Raw genomic sequence first — 22,408 nt, forward strand, 5'->3', positions numbered from 1 at the left:
CCGGCTTCGCTGATATTTCGGGTCGGTTTTTCGTCTGGCATCGTTCAGGGCCGGACACCGGCCGGCCGCACTTGTTAAAATCGGGTTTTCCTCTCAATCTCCGTGGCGAACGCAGCGACTGCGTGCACGCGCCGCGTCGAAGGAACCCGCATGAAACAATACCTCGAGCTCGTCCGCACGATTCTCGACACTGGCACGTGGCAGGAGAATCGCACCGGCATCCGCACCATCAGCATGCCGGGCGCCATGTTGCGCTTCGACCTCCAGCAGGGCTTTCCGGCCGTTACCACGAAAAAGCTGGCGTTCAAGTCGGCGGTGGGCGAGTTGGTGGGCTTTCTGCGCGCCTCGCGTAGCGCCGCGGATTTCCGCGATCTCGGCTGCAAGGTGTGGGATGCGAACGCCAACCAGAATCCGCAATGGCTGGCGAATCCCTATCGGGAGGGGCCGGACGACCTCGGTGACGTCTACGGCGTGCAGTGGCGCAAGTGGCCGGGCTACAAGGTGCTGGACGCGGGCGCTACCGCGCAGATCGCCGATGCGACCGCACGCGGCTTCGAAGTAGTGACCGAATTCGACGAGGACGGCAGCGGCAAAGTGCTGCTATATAAAGCGATCGACCAGTTGCGTCAGTGTCTCGATACGATCATGCAGAATCCCGCTGACCGGCGCATTCTGTTTCATGCCTGGAACCCGGCAGTGCTGGATCAGATTGCGTTGCCGGCTTGCCATCTGCTTTATCAGTTTCTGCCGAATGTGGCGCGGCGTGAAATTTCCCTGTGTCTGTATATCCGCAGCAACGATGTCGGGCTCGGCACGCCATTCAATCTGACCGAGGGTGCGGCGTTGCTGCATCTGGTTGGGCGTCTGACGGGTTATACGCCGCGCTGGTTCACTTACTTTATCGGCGACGCGCACATCTACGAAAATCAGCTCGACATGCTGAAACAGCAACTCGAGCGCGAGCCGTACGAAAGCCCGGCTTTCGCCATTTCGGATCGCGTGCCGGATTATGCCAGGACCGGCGTGTATGAACCGGAATGGCTGGAGAAGGTCGAGCCGTCGGATTTCTCGCTGGTCGACTATCGACACCACGAGCCGTTGACGGCGCCGATGGCGGTCTGAAGTTCCCTCGACCGGCAGGCTAAAGAAAAACCCCCGCGACGTGAGTCGCGGGGGTTTTTTGTTTCACGTCGCTCAACTGACAGATGCCTGGTGCGGGACGCGCTTCATGTTGCTCAGCCCTTGTGATGCTCGTCTCGATTGCCGCCGCCCGAGTGCTGCTCGGCGTGCTGCTGCTGCTGCGAATGCTGCTCAGGACGCTGCTGAGCCTGTTGCGGATGCGGCTCTGGACGCTGCTGCTGGGACTGTTGCGGACGCTGCTCCTGGCGCGGCTGCTGGACCTGCTGCGGACGCTGTTCCGGGCGCGGCTGCTGAACCTGCTGCGGACGCTGCTCGGGGCGTGGTTCGGGACGCTGCTGCGCCTGCTGTGGACGGTTTTCCTCGCGCGGCTGCTGCTGCACCTGCATGGGCTGCTGACGCGGTTCCTGCGGCCGCTGCGCTTCCGGCTGACGCTGAGGTTCCTGCGGCCGTTGAGCTTCCGGCTGACGCTGAGGTTCCTGCGGCCGCTGAGCTTGCGGCTGCATCGCCTGCGGGCGAGCTTCCGCCTGTCGCGCCGGCTCCGGCTGGCCGCCGTGCTGCGGTTGACCTTGCTGGGCCTGCTGCGCCATTGGCGCATGCGGCTGCGTCCATGCCGGCTCATGGCGTTCGTTCGCCCCCGGTTGCTGACCGGCTTGCTGCGGACCGCCATGCTGCTGCCCGGACGCGCCCGGATTGCCACCGCCGGCTTGCGGCGGACGCGGTACGCCATTCGCCGGACGACCTGCCTCGCCGGGCTGCTGGCGCTCGTTAGCCATTTGCTGCGGCATCCCCGGATGCGCCTGCGCCTCGGCGCCGCGCTGAGGCTGCCCGTTGCCCGGCGCTTCGCCCGGCCGCTGCCCGGCCTGCTGCGGCTCGTTAGGCCCGCCCGGCCGACCGGGAACGCCCGGCGCTCCCGGTGCCGCGCCCGGCGTCCGGCCCGCCATATGCGATTGCACCACCCGCACGTTCTGCGTCGGCATAACGCCAGGACCGCCCCCCATATGTGCCGGCACGGACGTGCGCACGATCGGCTGCCCCGCACCCGGGACCTTGCCGCCGCTCTGCGCGAAACGTTGCGCGAGGCTGTCGTGGTAAGCCGCCGGTATCGCCGGGCTGCGCGTGGCAACCACCGGGCGCGCCATCGCACCCGCCGGCGGCCGGTAATTCGCATTGCGCAGGCCAGGTCCGAAGCTCTCCCTGACCGGCGCAATGCCCGGGCCGCCCGCATTGAAGCGCGCGTTGTGCCACTGCTGCGGATCCACCTTCTGCGCGAAGCGTCCCACCGGCTGACCGTGCACGAACGCAGTCGCCGCCACGGCCGTCACGCCGCCCGGCGCGCGATAGTTGATGTACGTGTTGTGAATGTTGGTCACATTCACGTTGCGGTTGTAGTTGTTGACGATCGTCGTCCGATTGACGCGGTTGTAATAACCGGGGCTCCAGTGATCGTGGCCGCCCCACTGCGGATGCCACGGCTCGCCCGGCCCGAGCGGGAACCACGCGACGCCCGCCGCCACCGCACCGCCGATCGCCAGACTCACACCCCAGTCCACTCCGCCGCCACCGCCGCCGCCGTCGCCGACGAAGGCCACCAGCGCGGGCGCATAAACAGGCGGCGCGCTGACCGCGACCGGCCCCGGCACCCATGCCCACGAATCGTCGACATAGGCCCAGCGGCCGTAGTGATAGGGCGCAAAACCCCACGGGGCGTCGTCGACCCAGGTCCAGCCCCACGGCGCCTGCCATACCCAATGGCCGTCGTGGTACGGCGCCCAACCGGCCGGCGTGGCGCGTGGCACCCACACCTCGCCATACTGCGGGCTGCTGCGCCACGTGCCGTTGGCATCGAGATCCTGGTAGCCGGGGATATCGCGCGAAACATAGCGTGCTGACACCGAGCGGTCTTCCGCCGCATCGCGCGCAGCGGCCCATTGGTCGAACCCGTCGAGGCCAGGCGCGCCGTTATCCGCGGCCTGTTGCAGATTGGTGCCGGCGAAACGGATCTGCTGGCCGGCGGCGACCGGCACCTGGCCGGCATCGCCATAAACCGTTGCGCTGCCGCTGCGCACGGTGACCGTGGTGCTGCTGCCGTCCGGCGCGACGTCGACGCGATAGTCGCCCGGCCCGTTCAGGCCGAGCGCCAGATTCGGCGTGTCGATTTCATACGTTTGGCCCGGCGCGAGTTCGCGCACGCGCGCCGACAGCGTGCCTTGCGCGACCTTCAGTTGAGCGCCGTTGTCGTCGAGGTTCAGCAGATCGAGACTGGTGGACTGGCCGAGGCGCACCGCGGTCGAACCGATATGCAGTTCCGAGCGTGCGTTCTGGTCGTTCCACAGTTGATCGCCGGTGGTGAGCGGACGGTTGATCTGGGCATAGGACCAATCGGTCGCGCCGGCCGGTTCCGTGGTGACGGAGCCCGCCGAGTAGTTCAGGCGCGCGACGCGTCCCGGCGGATCGGTGTTCTGGGTGGCGGCGCCTTGCGGCGCTTCGCCGGCTTCCTGTGCAAAGCCGGCTTGCGCGGCAAAGAGGAAAGCGGCGGTGGCGATCAGCGTGTAACCGATCGCGCGTTGGGTATGGTGTCTGGTAGTTTTAAGTGTGGTCGCTGTTTTCATCATTTATCTCCGCGGAAGCCGCCTGTGCGGCATCCCGGAAACCACTCTACCTGCGGCGTTTGTTTCAAGGCCCCCACTTTTGTAAGGCCCCGGCATCAGCATGTAACAAAAGGTCTCGATAAGGCTTTTCGTAAGCGGAATGCGGACTATCCGTATGGCTTCAGGCCGCCAGGAACGCATCGAAATGACGATGCCCCGCCGGCGTGACGCGCAGGATGCGGGGACGCTCGGTCCGTTCGACCCAGCCGTGGCCGCACCACGAATCGAGCAACGCCGCGCCGAGCGCGCCACCCAGATGCGGACGCCGCTCGCTCCAGTCGGGACAGGTGCAGGCAAAGCGGCGCCGGCGGCTTTTCTGAGCGGACATGTCGATGCCCCAGTCGGTGAAGCGGGCGGCGCCCTCGGTGGTGGCTTCCAGCGACGTGCCATGCAGCGTCAGCAAACCGCGTTCGACCAGCCTCGCGTACACCTGCACCGACAGTTCGCCGGCCATGTGGTCGTAACAGGTGCGGGCGTAGCGCATGTCGAGCGGCACGGTCCGCACCGGACGCGGGACGGGCCGCTGCGGGGCGCTGACTTGCGCGACGTTGGCCAGCGCTTCGATCGACGCCGCGATGTCGGGCGACGCGATCCGGAAATAGCGATGCCGCCCGCGCACTTCCAGCGCGAGCAGACCACCGTCGGTCAGGCGCGCGAGGTGGGCGCTGGCAGCCGACGGCGAAAGCCCGGCGATGAGCGTCAGTTCCCCGGCGGGACGTGCGCTGCCGTCCATCAGCGCCCACAGCATGGCGGCGCGGCCGGGGTCGGCCAGCAGGGCGCCGATCCGGCTCAGACCGGGGAAATGGTTTTGTTCGTCTGCGAGCGAGGCGGACATGATGCGTCTCCAGTTGGCGGCGCGGACAGGGCGCCATGCAATCCACTTTATCCGGCTGCGGTAAGGGATGTTTCAGCTTAACGTGAACTGTCGGATGCACTCGCTACGAAAACCCGGCGCTGCCCGTGCGCTGCCCGTGCGCCGCGAGACAGCCAAGGCAAGGAGCAAAAAGCGCTTCGGTGTTGCGCCGGGCGGCCAGGCTAGAATCGGATTCTGACCTTGCCGGAACACGTCGTCATGAAAACTCTTCTCGCTATCAGCACCCTGGTCCTTCTGCTCGGCGCCTGCGCGCAGGGCGGCGCCGGCTCGGGTTCGGGGGCGGGCACCGGCAGCATCTCGATGTACGGCACGATCGACGAAGGCATCTCGGTTCGCAAATAAGCCTTCGCGGTTCGCAAATGAGCCGCCGGCGGATCGCACGCTCGTCGTCGATATCGCGCCGGTCAGGTCGAATATTCCGTCGCCCAGCGCAACCAATGCCTCACGCGGTCAATATTGCGCTCGTATAATCGCCTCCTTTCAATGCATCCGATTGACCGGAGTCAAGATGAGCACCCCTTCCGCAGCGCCGCTGGACCGTTCCGAGACCACCTTCCGCTTTCTTGCCGAGCCGACCTCGGTCAACTTCGGCGGCAAAGTGCACGGCGGCGCGTTGATGAAGTGGATCGACGAGACCGCGTACGCGTGTTCGGCGGTTTGGTCGGGTCGCTATTGCGTGACGGTCAGCGTGGGCAACATCCGCTTTCGCCGGCCGATTCTGGTGGGCAACCTGGTCGAACTGCGTGCGCGCATCGTGGCGACCGGGCGCACCAGCATGCATATCCACGTGTCGGTGCATGCCGGCGACCCGAAGGGCGGCGAATTGCTGCAAACCACGGATTGTCTGGTGGTGATGGTCGCCGTCAACGAAAACGGTCACCCGGTGCCGGTGCCGGCCTTCGTGCCGGAGACGGACGAACAGCGGCGTCTGGCCAAATACGCAATGGACGTGAAAGAAGCGCTCGACGCGATCGTCGAGCTGAAGCCGGAAGAAGTGGCGCAGGGCAAGGTTTGAGCGACGGCGCCAACGGGGCGCCGTCAATCCTGCAGGCAGCCCGCGCGGAGCTTCGATTCACGCGGGCTGCTGTTTCGCGGATTGAGTCGCGGGCCGAGTTCTACGCCGCCGAGTTGCCGACCATATCTTTCGGTCGTACCCACTCGTCGAACTGCTCCTCGGTGACATAGCCGAGCGCGAGCGCCGACGCCTTCAGCGTGGTGCCTTCCTTGTGCGCCTGCTTCGCGATCTTCGCGGCCTTGTCGTAGCCGATGTGCGGATTGAGCGCCGTCACCAGCATCAGCGATTCGTTGAGCAGCGTATCGATGCGCTCGCGATTCGGCTCGATCCCCACCGCGCAGTTGTCGTTGAAACTCTGCGCGCCGTCGGCGAGCAGGCGGACCGATTGCAGCACGTTGTGCGCGATCATCGGCCGGAACACGTTCAGTTCGAAATTGCCGCTCGCACCGCCGATGTTCACCGCGACATCGTTGCCGAACACCTGGGCGCACAGCATCGTCAGCGCTTCGGACTGAGTCGGGTTGACCTTGCCCGGCATGATCGAACTGCCCGGTTCGTTCTCGGGAATCGATAGTTCGCCCAAACCGCAGCGCGGGCCGCTTGCCAGCCAGCGGATGTCGTTGGCGATCTTGTTGAGGCTCGCCGCGACGGTCTTCAGCGCGCCGTGCGCGAACACCAGCGCATCGGCCGCGGCCATCACTTCGAATTTATTCGGCGCCGATACGAACGGCAGGCCGGTCTGCTTGCCGATCGCGGCCGCCACCTTGTCGGCGAATTGCGGATGCGCGTTCAAACCCGTGCCGACCGCTGTGCCGCCCTGCGCGAGCTCGTACAGATGCGGCAACGCCGATTCCACGTGATGCATGCCGTGATCGAGTTGCGCCACATAGCCTGAAAATTCCTGGCCGAGCGTGAGCGGCGTGGCGTCCTGCAAGTGCGTGCGACCGATCTTGACGATGCCGGCGAACGCTTTCGCCTTGCCGTCGAGCGTGTCGCGCAGCGTCTTCAGCGCCGGCAACAGATGCTTGACGATCGCATAGGCCGCGGCCACGTGCATGGCGGTCGGGAACACGTCGTTCGACGACTGGCCGCGATTCACGTCGTCGTTCGGATGCACCTTGCGTGCTTCGCCGCGCTCGCCGCCCAGCAACTCGCTGGCACGATTGGCGATCACCTCGTTGAGGTTCATGTTGGTCTGCGTGCCCGAACCCGTCTGCCAGACGGCCAGCGGAAATTCCTCGGGATGCTGGCCGGCGATGATCTCGTCGGCAGCCTCGACGATCGCGCGGGCCTTGCTTTCGTCGAGCACGCCGAGACCCTGATTGACCTCGGCGGCGGCGCGTTTGATGACGGCCAGCGCGGTGATCAGTTCAGGCGACTGCTTCTCGGTCGAAATGCGGAAATTCTGCAACGAGCGCTGCGTTTGCGCGCCCCAGAGGCGAGCGTTCGGCACACCGATTTCACCGAACGTGTCGCGCTCCATTCGTACGTCTTCAGTCATGTTTCACTCCGCTTTCAAAGTTCTGCGTTGACAGGCAATAGGGAGAATAGACCCGTTAGCGCATTCCGGTACAAACCCGCCTGCGGGTCGAAAATATAGGTGCGGCGCCGGCCGTTCTCGACGTCGGTCCAGACGAGCGGCGAGGGCGGCGCGCCGATCGAGCGCAGATAGGCCTGTTGCGTGGCGTCCGCGAGCGTGACGCGGTAGCTTTCCTCCGGCGAGGTGGCGTGCGTGAAGATTTGCGCGACCTGATCGGCGAGCGCCGGACTATGGATCACCAGCGCCAGTTCGGTGTTCAGATTGGCCGAGCGCGGATCGAGGTTCATCGAACCGATCACCAGAATCTTGTGGTCGATCACGTAGGTTTTGGCATGCAGGCTGGCGCGTGAGCGCGAGCCTACGATCCCGGCGCGCGGCGTGTTCTGTTGCGGTTTGAATTCGTACAACTCCACACCCTGTTGCAGCAGCGGCACGCGAAACGGACTGTAGCCCGCCTGCACGGCGACCGCGTCGGTGGCGGCGAGCGAGTTGGTCAGCACGGCAATGCGCACGCCCCGGTGCGTCAATTCGCCGGCCGCCTTGACGCCCGCTTCGTGCGGCACGAAGTAGGGCGAAATGATCAGGAAGTCCTGTTGCGCGTCGCGCATCAGTTCGCCCAGACGCTGCATCGGCGGGCTCACGTAATCCGGCGACGGATGCACGATCTTCTCCGGCAGGTCGGCCTTGAACTCGGCCGGCGCCCAGGTCAGGCCGAGCTGATCGCTGGCGATCTGCGAGGCGAGCGGGGTCGCGTTCAGCGGCTTCGCGTTATACGGTTCGGCGTTGGTGCGCCAGTGCTGGCGCAGATCGTCGCGCGTCTGATCGAGCTCCTTCGCGTCGAACTTCTGCTTGTTCAACACGCGCAGCGGATACGAGATGCTGCTGTTCCAGTAGTCGTCGAAACTCGCGGACACGTCGGCAGTAATCGGGCCGGCGGCCAGCACGTCGAGATCGCGGAATTGCAGGGTTTCGCTGGCGCTGAAATACTCGTCGCCGAGATTGCGGCCGCCGACGATCGCCAACTGATTGTCCGCGATCATCGCCTTGTTATGCATGCGGCGTGTGAAGTGGCCAATCTGCGTAAACAGGTTCGTCGTGCGTTCGAATACGCCCTCCTGCGCGCTGCCGAATGGATTGAAGACGCGGATCTCGATGTTGTCGTGCGCGTTCAGGCCGGCCATCACCTGATCGATATCCTTGAAGTTCAGATCGTCGACCAGCATGCGAACTCTCACACCATGATCGGCCGCGTAGAGCGCCGCACCGAGCAGCAGCTTGCCGGTGGTGTCCTCGTTGGCGATGTAGTACTGCATGTCGAGCGTTTTCGTCGCCGCGCGCGCGAGTGCGATGCGCATCTGCAAGGCGTCGGTGCCGCTCGACAGCACGCGGAAACCGGACTCGTTCGGATGCGCTGTTTCGAGCGGCGCGAGCGCGGTGTGCAGCGGGTTGGTATCGGTGGCGGGTAGGGCGTGCGTGACGTCACGGTCGAATGCCGTGGCGGGTGGTTTGGTCGCGCAGGCAGTCAGAAATGCCGTTGCGCAACAGACCAGGAAGAAATGTCTCGTGAAGCTCAACGCGCGGTGGCGTTGCAGTGCGCTCTTGTTCTTAGCTTGATGCCACAACACGCTTTTCCCCTTGTTTGCAGGCTTCTCGTGGCGGCAGCGCAAGTGGCTCGTACTGCCGAGAAGTGCATTCTAAGGGGAATCGCGCGTTGTACGCCGTCAACTGCGCTCGGCTTTCAATGCCGGCTGGCCGTCGACATGCGTGGAGCCTTTCGCGGGACGTCCGGCCCAATAGCCTGCGAGCAACGACCCCGACAGATTGTGCCAAACCGAAAAGAGCGCGCCGGGCAGGGCGGCGATCGGCGTGAAGTACAGCTTGCCGAGCGTCGCGGCGAGGCCGGAATTCTGCATGCCTACTTCGATGGCGAGCGTGCGGCACACGGCTTCGTCGAAGCCGAGCAAACGGCCGCCCCAATAGCCGCCAAGCAGGCCGATGCCGTTATGCAGCACCACGCCCAGCATCACCACCAGACCGACCGAGGCAATGCTCTTCTGTGTGCCGCCCACCACTGCGCCGATGATCAGCACGATCGCGACCATCGAGATCAGCGGCAGAACCGGTTCGATCTTGCGCACGAGCTTGCCGAACAGATGATTGACGACGAGGCCGACCACGATCGGCAGCGCAACGATCTGCAGGATGCTCATCAGCATGCCGTGTACGTCGACGACGATCGAGGCGTCCACATAAAGACGCGTGAGCAGCGGCGTCGCGAACACGCCGACCAGCGTCGACAACGCGCTGATCGTCACCGACAACGCGACGTCGCCGCGCGCCAGATAGATCATCACGTTCGAGGCCGTGCCGCTCGCCACGCTGCCCACCAGCACCATGCCAGCGGTCAGGTCGGGCGGCATGCGCAAAGCCCTGGCGATGAGCCAGGCGGCGAGCGGCATCACCAGATAATGCAGCACGATGCCGGCGATCACCGGCGCCGGGCGCGTGAAGACGCGTTGAAAGTCGGCCACCGAGAGCGTGACGCCCATCGCCAGCATGATGATCGTGAGGAGCGTGGTGACGTGCGGCGCGACGGGCGCGAACGAGGCGGGCGAGAAGTACGCAGCAATCGAAACGAGCACGGCCCAGAGCGGGAAAAGACGGGTGACGCGGGCAAGCATGACGGGTGGTCCCTGGTTATGTTTTAGTGCGAGAAGCGAAGGTCGAAGGTCGGTCGGGCGTTCGGTCGCATGGGTGCGGCGAGCGTCCTGAAGCCGGCCGCGAAAAGCGCGGCGAGGGGTGCGAGCGGCTGATGAGCCTGCTGGCGGCGCTAGCCTTCGTGAGGCGCGCGAGCGGTATGTCGGGGCAGAGGCGCGGGTGAGCGCGAGTGCGTCGAAGCGCGCATTTTACCTTCAGCGCGGCTTCGACGGCATCCGGCAAATGAGCGGGATGGTTGCGATTGCAACGAGGTGAACGTGGCCCGGCTCGAGCGTCCGGGCCGGTTTCACGCCGAGGCGGCAGGCGGCGCGTCCGACGCAGGCGGGACACGGCGCAAGCTCAGTTTGTGAAAGCGCAGCGTCATCAGTAGCGCGACGCTCGCGAGTCCCGCCGCAAGTCCCCACCAGAGACCGCGCGCGCCCAGGCCGAAGTGAAACGCCAGCGTGTAGCCGGTCGGAAAGCCGATTACCCAGTAGCCGAAGGCCGCGGCGATCATCGGCACGCGGGTGTCTTTCAGGCCGCGCAGACAGCCGGAGCCGACCGTCTGCATGCCGTCGACGATCTGGAAGATCGCGGCCACGCCGAGCAGCGAACTGGCGAGCTTGACCGTGGCCGCGTTGGCCGGGTCGTCGAGATGCAGATACAGGCCGACGATCCAGTGCGGCGCGGCAATCAGCACGATCCCCGAGAGCGTCATGAAGGCTACGCCGAGCGCCAGCGCGACGAAACCCGCATGGCGCGCGGCCAGCGGCTGGCCCGCGCCGGACCAGAAGCCGACTCGCACGTTGGCCGCCTGGCCGATCGCGAGCGGCACCATGAAGGCCACCGAGGCGACGTTCAGGGCGATCTGATGCGCGGCCAGTTGCGATTCGCCGAGCAGGCCGACCATCACGCCGGTGGCGAGGAACAAGGTCGACTCGACGCCGTAGGTGATCGCCACTGGCCAGCCGATGCCGAATAGCTCGCCCATCAGGGGCACGTTTGGCCTTGTCGCGACGACGAAGTGGCGATAGCGCGGCCGCAGATGCAACAGCGCCATCAGCACGAGCGCGCTCAACCAGACGGTGATCGAGGTGGCGGCCGCCGAGCCGAGAAAGCCGAGTCGCGGCAGACCGTAGGCGCCGTGAATCAGCCCGTAGTTGAGAAAGCCGTTCACGGCGACGCTTACGAGCGATACCCACAGAAGTCGCTTGGCCGCGCCGATCGCGGGCAGGAAGGAACGCATCAGGCCGACCCCGATCAGGCTGCCCAGCGATCCCCAGCGCAGCACGGCTGCATATTCGCCGACGTTGTGCGCGAGCAGCGCGGGCTCGCCGAACGCGAGCATGATCGGCGTCGCGAACGAGAGCAGGAAGAACGCCGGGATCGACAGCAGCACGGACAGCACGAAGCCGGTCCAGTAGATATGCGGCACGCGGCTTTCGTCCTGCGCGCCGCGCGCGTGCGACACGCTCACGCTGACCGAGGTCAGCACGCCTTGCAGCAGGGTGACCACCACGAAGAACAGGTTCGCGCCCAGGCCGCCGGCGGCGAGCGCGTCGGGGCCGAGCGAGCCGAGCAGGATCGTGTCGGTGACGGCCATCGCCATTTGCGCGAGTTGCGAGATGGCGAGCGGCGCGGCGAGCCGGGCGGTGTCGGCTGCGTGGCGGGTCAGGGTCGGCGGCCGGGTGGCCACCCGGGTAAAGCCGGATTGAGTCATGGAACGCCTGGCGGCGGAAAGGGCGACAGCGCGACGGTGGGCGCCGGTCGCGGGCGCACGGAATTCACGCGAAAAGCGGCGGCGCTAACGTGAGACGGCGGCTCCATGAGCGCCTGCGCGAGCGTTGGGGCGGCTGTCAGCCGGTTGTTTAACTGTTGGGACTGACAGCTTATTGCCTGAACGCGGTGTTGTCGATGGAGAAAGCACGATTTTGGTGCGCGCCGGCTCTCCAGGTTTTCGTGGGGTGGCGCGCCGTCAGGCTTCGTGGACCGCGATGCGCGTGTCGCCCAGCAACACCACCTGTCCCGCGCGGATTTTGCAGGTTTTACGCGTTTCGACCCGACCGTCGACGGTCACCGCGCCGTCCGCGACCATCATTTTTGCCGAGCCGCCGCTGTCGGCGAGTCCCGTTATCTTCAGGAGATTGTGCAGTTCGACGTAGTCGCCGGTCAGTGTGAAATCGAGGTTGGGCATGGCGTTTGCACCTTCAGGCAAAGGGTTCGCATCATAAGCCACAAGCTTGCCCTGAATGAAGAGCGCGGTGTGCGCCGGAGTTGACCGAGGCCTTCGCAGGTAAATGTCATGCGATTGTCAGAAAGTGAAACCTTGCGTAACAGGCCTCGCCGGTTGCGAAGTTCACTCGTAGAGTGCAGCTTTGTAGACGAAGACGCACGCGTCACAACAACTTTAGAGAGGATTAGTCATGACCAAAATTCGTACGCTCCTGATCGGTACCGCCCTGAGTGCATTTGCCGCAACCGCCGCCGTTGCGCAGACCGCGCAGCCTGCCGCGGGCATGCAACCGCAGGACGCCGCACCGGCTGCGCCGGCGGCGCAAGGTGTGACACCGCCGCCGATGCGCCTGACGGCGCCCGGCTCGACCGATCCGCTGGTGCAGAAGCGTGACGCCAATGCTCAGGCGAACGCGGAATACCGCGCGTCGAAGAAGGCCTCCAAGTCCGAACTGAAGCAGCAGCAGAAGGCCGCCAAGTCCCAGTACAAGGACCAGGTGCGCGATGCCAAGGTCAACAAGCAGGCTGACAAGCAGGCCGCCAATAACGAAATGAAGATGAACATGGAAGGCCAGACGGGCGATCAAAGCAACGGTGCCGACGTCAAGCACTGAAGCTAAGTTCGGCGGCGGCCCGAGTCGTCCGTCTGGGCGTCTCGAGCCCCGCTCGCCCTGCATGAGTTCAAGGAGGTAATCAGATGAGTCTCTCCCGTTCCACGAAGCACCAGGTTCTTGCCGCGTTGATCGCAGGCTGTCTGTCGTCGGTGGTGTTCGCGCAGGCGAGCGATCCGGCTGCGGCGCCCGTCACGCACGCCGATAAGAAGGCCTCGAAGGAGCAGTCGAAGGCGGATAAGAAAGCCTCGGTTGCGCAGGCCAAGGCGGACAAGAAGAAAACCGATGTCCAGGCCGACGCCGATAAGGCGAACGCCGACGCGAATCTGAAGGACGCCAAGAAGCAGTAGGCCGGGCCGTGAGACGGTGCTAGAACGGCGGCGGAAAAAAGGGTCGCTTGTCTGCTGGGGTTGTATGGATATACAGTATGCGTCGCTGACTCCAACCGACCCCAACGTCTCCATCGACCGTGCTCCCCGTCGCCGAATCTCCGCTGCCGTCCCCGTCGTCCGACAGCACCGCCTGGCTGGCGAAGCTCAACGACGCCCAACGTGAGGCCGTCGAATACGGCTCCGATAATCCTCATACGGCACCCGGCGCATTGTTGGTGATTGCGGGTGCGGGCTCCGGCAAGACCAACACGCTCGCGCATCGCGTGGCCAATCTGGTGGTGAAGGGCGCCGACCCTCGGCGCATTCTCCTGCTGACCTTTTCGCGCCGCGCGGCACTCGAAATGACGCGCCGCGTGACCCGCATCGCGGCTGCTGCGCTCGGCACGCGCGCCGCGCTCGCGCAAGGGCTGACGTGGGCAGGCACCTTCCATAGCGTGGGCGCCCGCTTGCTGCGCGAGTACGCCGATCTGATCGGTCTGGCACCCGCTTTCACGATCAACGACCGCGAGGATTCCGCGGACCTCATGAACCTCGTGCGCCACGAGCTCGGCTTGTCGGCGAAAGAGCGGCGTTTTCCTGCCAAGGGCACCTGTTTCGCCATTTACTCGCGCGTCGTGAACACGGGCGCTTCGCTGAGTCACGTGCTGGACACAGCGTTTCCATGGTGTCGGGAGTGGGAGGCCGATCTGCGCATGCTGTTCGCGGCGTACGTCGACGCCAAACAGAAGCAGAGTGTGCTCGACTACGACGACCTCCTGCTCTACTGGTCGCATATGGCCGCCGAGCCGGCCATTGCAGCCGACCTGTCAGGGCGCTTCGATCACGTGCTGGTCGACGAGTATCAGGACACCAACCGCCTGCAGGCGTCGATCCTGCTCGCGTTGAAGCCCGACGGCCGCGGTCTGACCGTGGTCGGCGACGACGCGCAATCGATCTACTCGTTTCGTGGCGCCACCGTGCGCAACATTCTCGACTTCCCGGCGCATTTCGATCCGCCCGCGAAGCAGATCACGCTCGAGCGCAACTATCGTTCGACGGCGCCGATCCTCGCGGCGTCGAACGCGGTGATCGAACTGGCCAGCGAGCGGTATACCAAGAACCTGTGGACCGACAAGGCATCGGCGCAGCGCCCGCGCCTGGTGACGGTCGCCGACGAAGCCGATCAGGCCCGCTACATCGTCGAACAGGTTCTCGAGGCGCGCGAACAGGGCATGACGCTCAAGTCGCAAGCCGTCCTGTTTCGCGCCGCGCATCATAGCGCCGCGCTCGAGATCGAACTGACCCGGCGCAACATTCCGTTCGTGAAATTCGGCGGTCTGAAGTTTCTCGACTCGGTGCACGTGAAGGACGTGCTTGCCGTGCTGCGCTGGGCGGAAAATCCGCGCGATCGCGTGGCCGGTTTCCGGGTGGTGCAATTGCTGCCGGGCGTCGGCCCGGCGACCGCCGCGAAGGTCCTCGACGACATCGCGACGCGCGCAGGAACGGCGAACCCCGTCGAAACCGCCGGCGGCGCGCTGGCCGCGTTTGCCGCGCCGGCACGCGCGCAGGAAGACTGGCATCCGTTCGTCAAGCTGATGTCGAGCGTTTATGGGCGGCAGACGCCTTGGCCCGCGGAATTCGAAATGGTGCGGCGCTGGTACGAGCCGCATCTCGAGCGCAATCACGAAGACGCCGCTATCCGTCATGCGGATATTTTGCAGATGGAAAGCATCGCGGGCACGTACGCGTCGCGCGAGCGTTTCCTGACCGAGCTGACGCTCGACCCGCCCGACGCCACCAGCGACGAATCCGGCGTGCCGCTGATCGACGAGGACTACCTGATTCTGTCCACCATCCATTCGGCGAAGGGTCAGGAGTGGCGCAACGTGTTCGTGCTGAACGGTGTCGACGGTTGCATCCCCTCGGATCTCGGCACGGGCAGCGAAGCGGAAATCGACGAAGAGCGCCGCCTGCTCTACGTGGCGATGACCCGCGCGAAAGAGGACCTGCATATCGTCGTGCCGCAGCGTTTCTACGTGCACAACCAGACGCATATGGGCGACCGTCATGTGTGGGCATCGCGCACGCGCTTCATTCCCGCGCATCTGATGCCCATGTTCGACGCCTACGCCTGGCCGCGCGTGCCGATAGCGGGCGCGCCCACGGCGGCGGGGCTCGCCGCTGCGGCGCTGGCCAGAATCGAGATCGGGGCGAAGCTGAGAAAGATGTGGGATTGAGGACGCCGGGGCGGCATCCTCGTGCGTGACGCACGGATTCGCGCATGCCGCGCCAGGGCGCCCGGGCGCCAGATGAAGGCGGGCGGCGCTCAGGCGGGAGTTAGCGCGATTGACGTTGCTGCTGTTGCTGCGGCAACGGACGCGGCGGCACGAAGAAATTGCGCAGCCAGGAGGCGAGGCGCGAAAACATGTCGTCGGGTTCCTCGACGAAAATATCCGGTTTGAGCAGGCGCAGATATTCCATGATCTGCTGCGCTTCCTGCTTCTGGAAAGAGCCGTGCGAAATGCCCATGCGCAGCAGGCCGCGCAGTTCGCCGAGCTTTTCACGGGCGGTGCTGCCATTGCTGGTTTCGCACGCCACTTTGGCCTCGTAGACCCGCTGGCGCAGCGATTCGACGAGCCGCCATGCGGGCGTCTGCATGACTTCTTCCAATGCCTGGATGTCCTGCGCGGCGCTCTTGATCTGCGCCGCGAGCGGATCGACCAGCGTGGCGTCGCCTTCCGCTTCCTTGACGATCGCTGCAGCCCAGTCGTGGCACTGCTTGGCCAACTCTTCCGGCGTCCATTCCGAGCGCGCGGCGAAACCGAAACCGAACTCGCCCGCCTGCCGCATCAGAATCGCGACGACATCCGGGAATTCCTTGTCCAGCGTGCGTTTGGCCCAGGCGTATTGACCTCCCTGCAACATTCGCTGCACGGCGTGTTCGGTCAGCGGCACCATGTTGTCGAGCAGCTTGGCGCGCAAAAAATCTTCAAAAGACGGCGTGGCGAACTGCGGATCGAGCTTCAGCGATACCCGCAGAAACGCATCGAAATCCTTGCGCAGTGACGCAATGGTCTCGTCTTTGAGCGTGAGGGTGATTTGACCCATGTGTTATCCCGTTTGGTCCTGCCGCGCGGCTTCGTCTCGTCCCTCGGCCGCACGCGGACCCCGAAGGACGCGACGCCAGATGCCGGCGCGGTTGTTTCCTGCCTGTTGCCGCCTAACCATCGGGGTGCGTTCCGATGCGCGGACCTCGACTTCATAACGGCGGATCCGGGGGAAACTTAAGGGCGGGCGGGGCGAGCGCGCCCGCTTTAGAGGAAGGCGTCGCCTGGGTCGGGCTGCTTTACGCTTATTTAAGCACGACACATTGCCAGACGAAAAACACCGTCAGGCCGACCGCAATGGTCAGTAGCGGTCGCCGCGTCAGCGCGCTCACGAGGATGGCGGCCAGCGCGCCGACCAGTTGCGGGTTGCGCCAGGTCAGTTCCGCCTCGACGCCGTGCGGCGAAACCGCCATCGGCACGATGATCGCCGTCAACACGGTCACCGGCACGAAACCGAGGGCGGTGCGCACGAGCGGCGGGAACACGAGGCGGTCGCCCAGCATGAAAACGGCGGCGCGGATCACCCAGGTGATGAGCGCCATGCCCAGAATCAACACGACATAGTTCATTGCGATGCCTCCGCGGTTTTCGGCGTACCTGGCCGATGGAGTCGCGGGCTCGACAGCAGCACGCCGATCGCGACGCCCGCGAACACGGCGCCGAGCAGGCCGAGCTTGTACGGCCATGCCTGCCAGAAGAAGGCCAGGGCGCCGGCGGTCACGGCGGCAGCCAGAAAGCGCAGCGCGACCAGTTGCGGCACGACGATGGCGATGAAGGTGGCGACCATCGCGAAATCGAGGCCGAGCGATTGCAGGCCGGGGAAAGCCGCGCCGAACAGCAGACCGGCGACGGTCCAGAGTTGCCAGTTCAGATACATCGCCAAGCCCGCGCCGAAGAAATAGTGCGGGCCGACCGTGCCAGGTTCGCGATGACGGTAGTGCTCCCAGGCGACTGCGAAGACTTCGTCGGTGAGTAGCGCGCCGAGCGCCCAGCGCCAGCGTGCCGACAGATGCGCGACGTGTGGCGCGAGGGTCGCGCTATACAGCACGTGACGCAGATTGACGACGAGGGTGGTCGCCCAGACCACGGCGAAACTCGCATGTCCGGCGATCAGGCCGAGCGCGATGAACTGTGCTGAACCGGCGAATACGACTAACGACATCAACTGGCCATGCCATAGATGCAGCGGGCCGGACGCGACGAGCGTGCCGAAAATGACGCCGAATGGCACCGCGCCGACCATCATCGGGATGATGTCGCGGGCGCCGGCGGTGAATTCTTTAAAGTGGCCGGAGCTAGTGGGCTGGCCGGATAGGGTTTGGGTCAATCTTGCCTCCTTGGTTCGGGGAGCATAGCGGGGGCGGGTGCGGGAGGCTTGTACGTTCTTGCGGCGGAGGGCGGAGGGCGGAGGGTGGAAAGTGGAAAGTGGAAAGTGGAATGCGGAAGGCGGAAGGCGGAAGGCGGAAGGCGGAGAGCGGAGAGTGGCGAGTGGAAGACGCTGGCCCGTAGCCACCGGCCGCGAGCCGTGGCACGGTGATCCCGGAGCGGCAACCGCACACCATGTAGCCGAGCCCGCGCGAAACGCCCCGCGGCCTCAGATCCCTTGCCAGCGGCCAGGCGGCACGCCAAACATGCGCCGGAAGTGTCGCGTGAAATGGCTCTGATCCGTGAAGCCGCTGGCGGCGGCCACATCGGTTACTGAGGTGCCGGCTCGCAACGGCCCGAGCGAGCGTTGCAGGCGCACCTGGTTGCGCCATGCGTGGGGCGGCAAGCCGGTTGTCTGGGTGAAAAGCCGCGCCGCGTGGAATGCCGAGAGTCCCGCCGTCTGGGCCACGTCGGCGAGCGTGACGGGCTCGACGAGATCCGCGGTCAGGCGCTCTTTCATGATGGCCACGCGGACGTCGTCCGTGGCGAAACGGGGCGCTTCGGTCTGAGCTTGCGAATAACGGACGAGCAGGGTGGACAGCGCATCGAGCATGGCGGCTTCGGCGGCAAGCACGTCGTCACCCGCTTCGAGCAGACGATGCGCGCGTGCCAGACGCACGGCGAGATCGGGATCGCGGATCACGCCCGGCGCGAACCACGGCAAATCCTGCGGTTTGCCAGCGATCTCGCTCGCCAGTTCGTGGATGAAATCGACCGGCGCGTACATCACGCGATAACGCCAGCCTGCCTCGACCGCCTTCGAGCCGGTATGCAGCTCACCGGGATTGATGATCGGCACGCCACCGGCTTCGGCGACGTAGTCGGCCCCGCGATATCGATAACCCTCCGCCCCCGCGACGATCACCGGAATCGTGTACGCGTCGTGCCAATGCGGGGTGAACTCGTGGTCGTGATATTCGGCCGTGAGCAGATCCGCGCCGGGCAAAAGCGGCGTGCGCCAATAACGGGCGGAGTTCTGAAAACGATGGACGGCGGTCATGACGAAGGTCCGGCAGGGTCGATCAGTGTAGCGCGTTGTGCTTGCCGCGACTGCATGGACCGGCCGCTGAGACGGGTGCGTTTTACCGTAAAGAGCGGGTGTTCATTTCACCGGGATCTTGGTGCCGGCCGGCATCGGCACGGCGCTCACGCTATTTTTCGCGCTGCCGCTGACCACCCGGTCGCTGTAGGTCAGATACACCAGCGTGTTGCGCTTCGCGTCGACCACCCGCACCACATGAAGCGACTTGAAGATGAGCGACATGCTCACGGAGAACACATCGGCTTGCTGTTTAACCGGACCCGTGAAATGAATCTCGCCGACCTGGCGGCAGGCGATCGACGCCTCGGTCGGATCTTCCGCGATGCCGAGCGTGCCCTTGACACCGCCGGTACGCGCGCGCGAGACATAACAGGTGACGCCCTGAACCTGCGGGTCGTCGTAGGCCTCGACCACCACGCGATCCGAACCGGTGATGCGGAAGTTGGTATTGACGCTGCCGACTTCTTCGCTGTGCGCCGACGGCAGCAGCAGGGCGGAGGCAACGACGAGTGCGATGCGCGATGAAGTGGATTTCATGGGAGGGCCGAAAATAAGCGTCTGGGTTGGGCGCGCGACACGCGCCGGGCAACCGCCATCGTATAACGGCGTGCGCATGAGAGGGCCGACACGGGATCGTCGCACTCGACATGTAAAACGCTGTGCGTGGGTTGGGCGGAGCTAAACCAGCGCCGCAAAAACAAAAAGGCCCGCACGAATGCAGGCCTTTCAAATTTTTTGGCTCCTCGACCTGGGCTCGAACCAGGGACCTACGGATTAACAGTCCGGCGCTCTACCAACTGAGCTATCGAGGAACAGCAGTACAACTTGATCTACATAAAAAAGCCCGTCATGGTTAACGGGCTTTTGCAATTCTTGGCTCCTCGACCTGGGCTCGAACCAGGGACCTACGGATTAACAGTCCGGCGCTCTACCAACTGAGCTATCGAGGAACAGAACAACAAACAGCAGAGAAGCGAAATTGTAGAAGCAGCTTAAGCCCCTGTCAATACCCTGTTCATCTCGTTTTCATTCGAATGAAGCGGGGCATCTGACAGGCGCCGCGACGCTCAGCGTACGAGCAGGTCGAGCTTTTCCTTGATGTCCTTGAACTCGTCGGCTTCCGGCAGCGGCGCCTTCGTCTTGGTGATGCTCGGCCAGGCTTTCGCCAGATCGGCATTCAGCTCGATGAAGTTTTGCTGGTCGCCCGGCACGTCTTCTTCGGCATAAATGGCATTTACCGGGCACTCGGCCACGCACACAGCGCAGTCGATGCATTCATCGGGGTCGATCGCGAGGAAGTTGGGACCTTCGCGAAAGCAGTCCACCGGGCACACATCGACACAGTCGGTATAGCGGCACTTGATGCAGCTTTCGGTCACAACGTGAGTCATTCAGGCAGCTCCTGCATGCAGAATCAGGGGAGGCGAAAACGCCAAAAGCGCTATTGTAACGTAACGTCAAGAGGCGTATGAAGCATCGCGCAACGGCTTTTATATGTTTTCGTGATTAGTTTATAAGGTCGGCCGGCAGGGCTTTCGTCAGGCCGTGCGGTAGGGGCGCCCGGCGGCACGCTGAAGCAGGACGCATTCGGGTAACATGCATCAAGCTGACGCGCACGGGGCGCGCCATGCATATGGGTGAGTCGGGCCTTTCGTGTCAGGCCTTCCGTTTTACTGCAGTCCAGTTCGCACCATCATGATTATTACTTCGCTGCTCGACACCGATCTGTACAAGTTCACGATGATGCAAGTGGTGTTGCATCACTTTCCCGCAGCGAACGTGGAATATCGCTTCCGCTGCCGGACGCCCAATGTGGATCTCGTGCCTTATATCGCCGAGATTCGCGACGAAGTGCGCAAGCTCTGCGATCTGCGCTTCACCGACGAGGAACTCGACTACCTGCGTCGCATGCGCTTCATCAAGGGCGACTTCATCGAATTTCTCGCGCTGTTCCATCTGAACGAGAAATACATATCGATTGAACCGTCGCCGAAGGGCAATGGCGAAATCGACATCGAGATCAAAGGACCGTGGTTGCACACGATCCTGTTCGAGATCCCGATGCTCGCGATCGTCAACGAGGTCTATTTCCGCAATACCCAGCAAACGCCCGACTACAGCGAAGGGCGCGGCCGGCTCGTGGAAAAGATCCAGTTGCTGGGCGCGCGCCCCGAATTCGCCGACTGCAAGATCGCCGACTACGGCACCCGCCGCCGCTTCTCGAAGCAATGGCACGAAGAGGTGATCCTCACGCTCAAAGACGGCCTTGGCGAGCAGTTCGCCGGCACCAGCAACGTCTTCTACGCGATGAAGCACAGCCTCACCCCGCTCGGCACGATGGCGCACGAATACCTGCAGGCTTGCCAGGCACTCGGCCCGCGACTGCGCGACTCGCAGATCTACGGCTTCGAAATGTGGGCCAAGGAATATCGCGGCGACCTCGGCATCGCGCTCTCCGATGTGTACGGCATGGAAGCTTTCCTGCGCGACTTCGACATGTACTTCTGCAAGCTCTTCGACGGTGCGCGTCACGATTCTGGCGATCCGTTCGACTGGGGCGAGCGCCTGCTCAAGCACTACGAGGCGAACCGCTGCGATCCGCGCACCAAGATTCTCGTGTTCTCCGACGCGCTCGACATTCCGAAAGTGCTCCAGCTGTACGAACGTTTTCGCGGCCGCTGCAAACTGGCGTTCGGCGTGGGCACCAACCTGACCAACGACCTCGGTTACAACCCGCTGCAGATCGTGATCAAGATGGTTCGCTGCAACGGTCAGCCGGTGGCCAAGCTGTCGGATTCGCCGGGCAAGAACATGTGCGAGGACAAGGCTTATCTCGCGTATCTGCGCCAGGTATTCGGCATTACACAGCCCGAGGAAGCGCCAGCGAAGTAGGGCAGTTCGTTCATCGGGCTTGAGTCGATTCAAGTTTGCCCGTCTGCCCGACGCGCGGCAATAGGCCGTTCGGCCAGGGTGTTCGCGCACAGGGCGGCCGGTATAATCCTCGTCACTTCGCACGGCTTTCGACACGAGGATTTCCCATATGGACACATCGATTGCTCGCCGCAATATCCTGGCTCGCATCCGCGCAGCGCAAGGGCGCGAGCCCGAGCCGTCTGCAGCCGAACGCGAGGCGGCCGCAGATTATGTGGCGCGCCATCCTGCTGGTCCGCGCCCGGAGATGCCGGCGGACCTGACCGCGCGCTTCATCGAAGAAGCGCAGAAAATGTCGACCACCGTCGAGACGGTCCAGTCGCTGAGTGAGGTGCCTTCAGAGGCGCATCGTTATCTCACACAACACGCATTGCCGTTGCAGGCGATTGCATGGCAAACCCTGCAGGATCTGCGTTGGACCGAAGCAGGCCTCTCCGTTGAATTTCGCAAGCCGCTCGACGGCGACGTAGTCGGCCTGACGGGCTGTTTCTGCGCGACCGCCGAGACCGGCACGCTCGTGCTGCTGTCGGGACCGGAAACGTACGCGTCGGCGGGGCTGCTGCCGGAAACGCATATCGCGATCGTGCCGGCTTCGCGCATCGTCTCGGGTCATGAAGAAGCATTCGCGCTGATTCGCAGTGAACGCGGCGAGCTGCCGCGCGCGGTTAACTTCGTTTCCGGACCGTCGCGTACCGGCGACATCGAACAGACCATCGTGCTGGGCGCGCATGGACCTTATCGGGTGCATGTGATCGTCGTGCAAGGTGCGTGAGCT

At 64.3% G+C, this 22,408-nt stretch carries 21 protein-coding genes and 2 tRNA genes; 8 read left to right on the top strand and 15 right to left on the bottom strand.

The features are described from left to right. Positions 1-150: 150 nt before the first annotated feature. Positions 151-1,122: a thymidylate synthase gene (locus FQ705_RS02155; RefSeq protein ID WP_144137824.1), complete on the top strand. Its 972-nt coding sequence runs from the start codon at positions 151-153 to the stop codon at positions 1,120-1,122. Positions 1,123-1,235: 113 nt separating this feature from the next. Here the strand turns inward: FQ705_RS02155 and FQ705_RS02160 are convergent, their stop codons facing one another. Together FQ705_RS02160 and FQ705_RS02165 are read right to left on the bottom strand one after the other, a co-directional pair. Beyond that, positions 1,236-3,749 (bottom strand): DUF6600 domain-containing protein, encoded by a 2,514-nt coding sequence (locus FQ705_RS02160; protein ID WP_144137943.1) that lies wholly within the window; start codon positions 3,747-3,749, stop codon positions 1,236-1,238. 160 nt (positions 3,750-3,909) lie between these two features. Continuing rightward, a complete protein-coding gene (locus tag FQ705_RS02165) occupies positions 3,910-4,623 on the bottom strand; it encodes an ArsR/SmtB family transcription factor (protein ID WP_144137825.1) in 714 nt (237 codons plus the stop codon). A gap of 237 nt (positions 4,624-4,860) precedes the next feature. On the opposite strand from FQ705_RS02165, the gene FQ705_RS33915 reads away from it, so the two are divergent. Continuing rightward, positions 4,861-5,004: a hypothetical protein gene (locus FQ705_RS33915; RefSeq protein WP_186307764.1), complete on the top strand. Its 144-nt coding sequence runs from the start codon at positions 4,861-4,863 to the stop codon at positions 5,002-5,004. 166 nt (positions 5,005-5,170) lie between these two features. Next, entirely contained in the window at positions 5,171-5,677 is a 507-nt protein-coding gene (locus FQ705_RS02170) for an acyl-CoA thioesterase (RefSeq protein WP_144137826.1), read from the top strand. A gap of 100 nt (positions 5,678-5,777) precedes the next feature. Here FQ705_RS02170 and fumC read toward each other — a convergent pair whose 3' ends face one another. From fumC to FQ705_RS02195, 5 genes are all read right to left on the bottom strand, one after another. Then, on the bottom strand, positions 5,778-7,178 hold the full coding sequence (gene fumC, locus FQ705_RS02175) for a class II fumarate hydratase (RefSeq protein ID WP_144137827.1): 1,401 nt from the start codon (positions 7,176-7,178) through the stop codon (positions 5,778-5,780). A 14-nt stretch (positions 7,179-7,192) separates the two neighbouring features. Beyond that, positions 7,193-8,791 carry a phospholipase D family protein gene (locus FQ705_RS02180; protein WP_144137944.1) on the bottom strand — a complete coding sequence of 533 codons (1,599 nt, stop codon included), beginning with the start codon at positions 8,789-8,791 and terminating at the stop codon, positions 7,193-7,195. 147 nt (positions 8,792-8,938) lie between these two features. Further along, the gene (locus tag FQ705_RS02185; protein ID WP_144137828.1) at positions 8,939-9,898 is read right to left on the bottom strand and encodes a bile acid:sodium symporter family protein; all 960 of its coding nucleotides are present in this window, start codon (positions 9,896-9,898) and stop codon (positions 8,939-8,941) included. 323 nt (positions 9,899-10,221) lie between these two features. Continuing rightward, the gene (locus FQ705_RS02190; protein WP_144137829.1) at positions 10,222-11,634 is read right to left on the bottom strand and encodes an MATE family efflux transporter; all 1,413 of its coding nucleotides are present in this window, start codon (positions 11,632-11,634) and stop codon (positions 10,222-10,224) included. Between the two features lie 255 nt (positions 11,635-11,889). Next, on the bottom strand, positions 11,890-12,108 hold the full coding sequence (locus tag FQ705_RS02195) for an RNA-binding S4 domain-containing protein (protein ID WP_011489423.1): 219 nt from the start codon (positions 12,106-12,108) through the stop codon (positions 11,890-11,892). 229 nt (positions 12,109-12,337) lie between these two features. On the opposite strand from FQ705_RS02195, the gene FQ705_RS02200 reads away from it, so the two are divergent. The 3 genes from FQ705_RS02200 (at position 12,338) to FQ705_RS02210 (ending at position 15,365) form a co-directional block, all read left to right on the top strand. Continuing rightward, on the top strand, positions 12,338-12,760 hold the full coding sequence (locus FQ705_RS02200) for a hypothetical protein (protein WP_144137830.1): 423 nt from the start codon (positions 12,338-12,340) through the stop codon (positions 12,758-12,760). An 83-nt stretch (positions 12,761-12,843) separates the two neighbouring features. Further along, the gene (locus FQ705_RS02205) at positions 12,844-13,107 is read left to right on the top strand and encodes a hypothetical protein (protein ID WP_144137831.1); all 264 of its coding nucleotides are present in this window, start codon (positions 12,844-12,846) and stop codon (positions 13,105-13,107) included. A gap of 119 nt (positions 13,108-13,226) precedes the next feature. Then, positions 13,227-15,365: an ATP-dependent helicase gene (locus FQ705_RS02210; protein WP_144137832.1), complete on the top strand. Its 2,139-nt coding sequence runs from the start codon at positions 13,227-13,229 to the stop codon at positions 15,363-15,365. Between the two features lie 100 nt (positions 15,366-15,465). On the opposite strand, the gene FQ705_RS02215 is transcribed toward FQ705_RS02210, so the two are convergent. From FQ705_RS02215 to fdxA, 8 genes are all read right to left on the bottom strand, one after another. Next, a complete protein-coding gene (locus FQ705_RS02215) occupies positions 15,466-16,236 on the bottom strand; it encodes a DUF4088 domain-containing protein (RefSeq protein ID WP_144137833.1) in 771 nt (256 codons plus the stop codon). A 244-nt stretch (positions 16,237-16,480) separates the two neighbouring features. Further along, entirely contained in the window at positions 16,481-16,804 is a 324-nt protein-coding gene (locus FQ705_RS02220) for an AzlD domain-containing protein (RefSeq protein ID WP_144137834.1), read from the bottom strand. Then, positions 16,801-17,481, bottom strand: coding sequence for an AzlC family ABC transporter permease (locus FQ705_RS02225; protein ID WP_409934674.1), 681 nt, complete (start codon positions 17,479-17,481; stop codon positions 16,801-16,803). Before FQ705_RS02225 ends, FQ705_RS02220 begins: the two co-directional genes overlap by 4 nt. A gap of 348 nt (positions 17,482-17,829) precedes the next feature. Beyond that, a complete protein-coding gene (locus FQ705_RS02230; RefSeq protein WP_144137836.1) occupies positions 17,830-18,660 on the bottom strand; it encodes a helix-turn-helix transcriptional regulator in 831 nt (276 codons plus the stop codon). Between the two features lie 102 nt (positions 18,661-18,762). After that, positions 18,763-19,239, bottom strand: a complete 477-nt coding sequence (locus FQ705_RS02235) for a CreA family protein (RefSeq protein ID WP_144137837.1) — start codon at positions 19,237-19,239, stop codon at positions 18,763-18,765. A gap of 199 nt (positions 19,240-19,438) precedes the next feature. Beyond that, positions 19,439-19,514: transfer RNA gene (locus tag FQ705_RS02240), tRNA-Asn, on the bottom strand. A gap of 62 nt (positions 19,515-19,576) precedes the next feature. Then, positions 19,577-19,652: transfer RNA gene (locus tag FQ705_RS02245), tRNA-Asn, on the bottom strand. Positions 19,653-19,769: 117 nt separating this feature from the next. After that, positions 19,770-20,093, bottom strand: a complete 324-nt coding sequence (gene fdxA / locus FQ705_RS02250) for a ferredoxin FdxA (protein ID WP_144137838.1) — start codon at positions 20,091-20,093, stop codon at positions 19,770-19,772. A 304-nt stretch (positions 20,094-20,397) separates the two neighbouring features. Here fdxA and pncB point away from each other — a divergent pair, with 304 nt between their 5' ends. Both pncB and FQ705_RS02265 read left to right on the top strand, forming a co-directional pair. After that, a complete protein-coding gene (gene pncB, locus FQ705_RS02260) occupies positions 20,398-21,594 on the top strand; it encodes a nicotinate phosphoribosyltransferase (protein WP_144137839.1) in 1,197 nt (398 codons plus the stop codon). A gap of 148 nt (positions 21,595-21,742) precedes the next feature. Continuing rightward, positions 21,743-22,405, top strand: a complete 663-nt coding sequence (locus FQ705_RS02265) for a lactate utilization protein C (RefSeq protein WP_144137840.1) — start codon at positions 21,743-21,745, stop codon at positions 22,403-22,405. The last annotated feature ends 3 nt before the right edge of the window (positions 22,406-22,408 follow it).

Source organism: Paraburkholderia sp. BCC1884 (assembly GCF_900996225.1).
Classification (GTDB): Bacteria; Pseudomonadota; Gammaproteobacteria; order Burkholderiales; family Burkholderiaceae; genus Paraburkholderia.

Bases quoted from the DNA above. Each gene is read 5' to 3' on its own strand.
- FQ705_RS02155 (WP_144137824.1), top strand. From the start codon at position 151: ATGAAACAATACCTCGAGCTCGTCCGCACGATTCTCGACACTGGCACG.
- FQ705_RS02160 (WP_144137943.1), bottom strand. From the start codon at position 3,749: ATGAAAACAGCGACCACACTTAAAACTACCAGACACCATACCCAACGC.
- FQ705_RS02165 (WP_144137825.1), bottom strand. From the start codon at position 4,623: ATGTCCGCCTCGCTCGCAGACGAACAAAACCATTTCCCCGGTCTGAGC.
- FQ705_RS33915 (WP_186307764.1), top strand. From the start codon at position 4,861: ATGAAAACTCTTCTCGCTATCAGCACCCTGGTCCTTCTGCTCGGCGCC.
- FQ705_RS02170 (WP_144137826.1), top strand. From the start codon at position 5,171: ATGAGCACCCCTTCCGCAGCGCCGCTGGACCGTTCCGAGACCACCTTC.
- fumC (WP_144137827.1), bottom strand. From the start codon at position 7,178: ATGACTGAAGACGTACGAATGGAGCGCGACACGTTCGGTGAAATCGGT.
- FQ705_RS02185 (WP_144137828.1), bottom strand. From the start codon at position 9,898: ATGCTTGCCCGCGTCACCCGTCTTTTCCCGCTCTGGGCCGTGCTCGTT.
- FQ705_RS02190 (WP_144137829.1), bottom strand. From the start codon at position 11,634: ATGACTCAATCCGGCTTTACCCGGGTGGCCACCCGGCCGCCGACCCTG.
- FQ705_RS02195 (WP_011489423.1), bottom strand. From the start codon at position 12,108: ATGCCCAACCTCGATTTCACACTGACCGGCGACTACGTCGAACTGCAC.
- FQ705_RS02200 (WP_144137830.1), top strand. From the start codon at position 12,338: ATGACCAAAATTCGTACGCTCCTGATCGGTACCGCCCTGAGTGCATTT.
- FQ705_RS02205 (WP_144137831.1), top strand. From the start codon at position 12,844: ATGAGTCTCTCCCGTTCCACGAAGCACCAGGTTCTTGCCGCGTTGATC.
- FQ705_RS02215 (WP_144137833.1), bottom strand. From the start codon at position 16,236: ATGGGTCAAATCACCCTCACGCTCAAAGACGAGACCATTGCGTCACTG.
- FQ705_RS02220 (WP_144137834.1), bottom strand. From the start codon at position 16,804: ATGAACTATGTCGTGTTGATTCTGGGCATGGCGCTCATCACCTGGGTG.
- FQ705_RS02225 (WP_409934674.1), bottom strand. From the start codon at position 17,481: ATGATGGTCGGCGCGGTGCCATTCGGCGTCATTTTCGGCACGCTCGTC.
- FQ705_RS02230 (WP_144137836.1), bottom strand. From the start codon at position 18,660: ATGACCGCCGTCCATCGTTTTCAGAACTCCGCCCGTTATTGGCGCACG.
- FQ705_RS02235 (WP_144137837.1), bottom strand. From the start codon at position 19,239: ATGAAATCCACTTCATCGCGCATCGCACTCGTCGTTGCCTCCGCCCTG.
- fdxA (WP_144137838.1), bottom strand. From the start codon at position 20,093: ATGACTCACGTTGTGACCGAAAGCTGCATCAAGTGCCGCTATACCGAC.
- pncB (WP_144137839.1), top strand. From the start codon at position 20,398: ATGATTATTACTTCGCTGCTCGACACCGATCTGTACAAGTTCACGATG.
- FQ705_RS02265 (WP_144137840.1), top strand. From the start codon at position 21,743: ATGGACACATCGATTGCTCGCCGCAATATCCTGGCTCGCATCCGCGCA.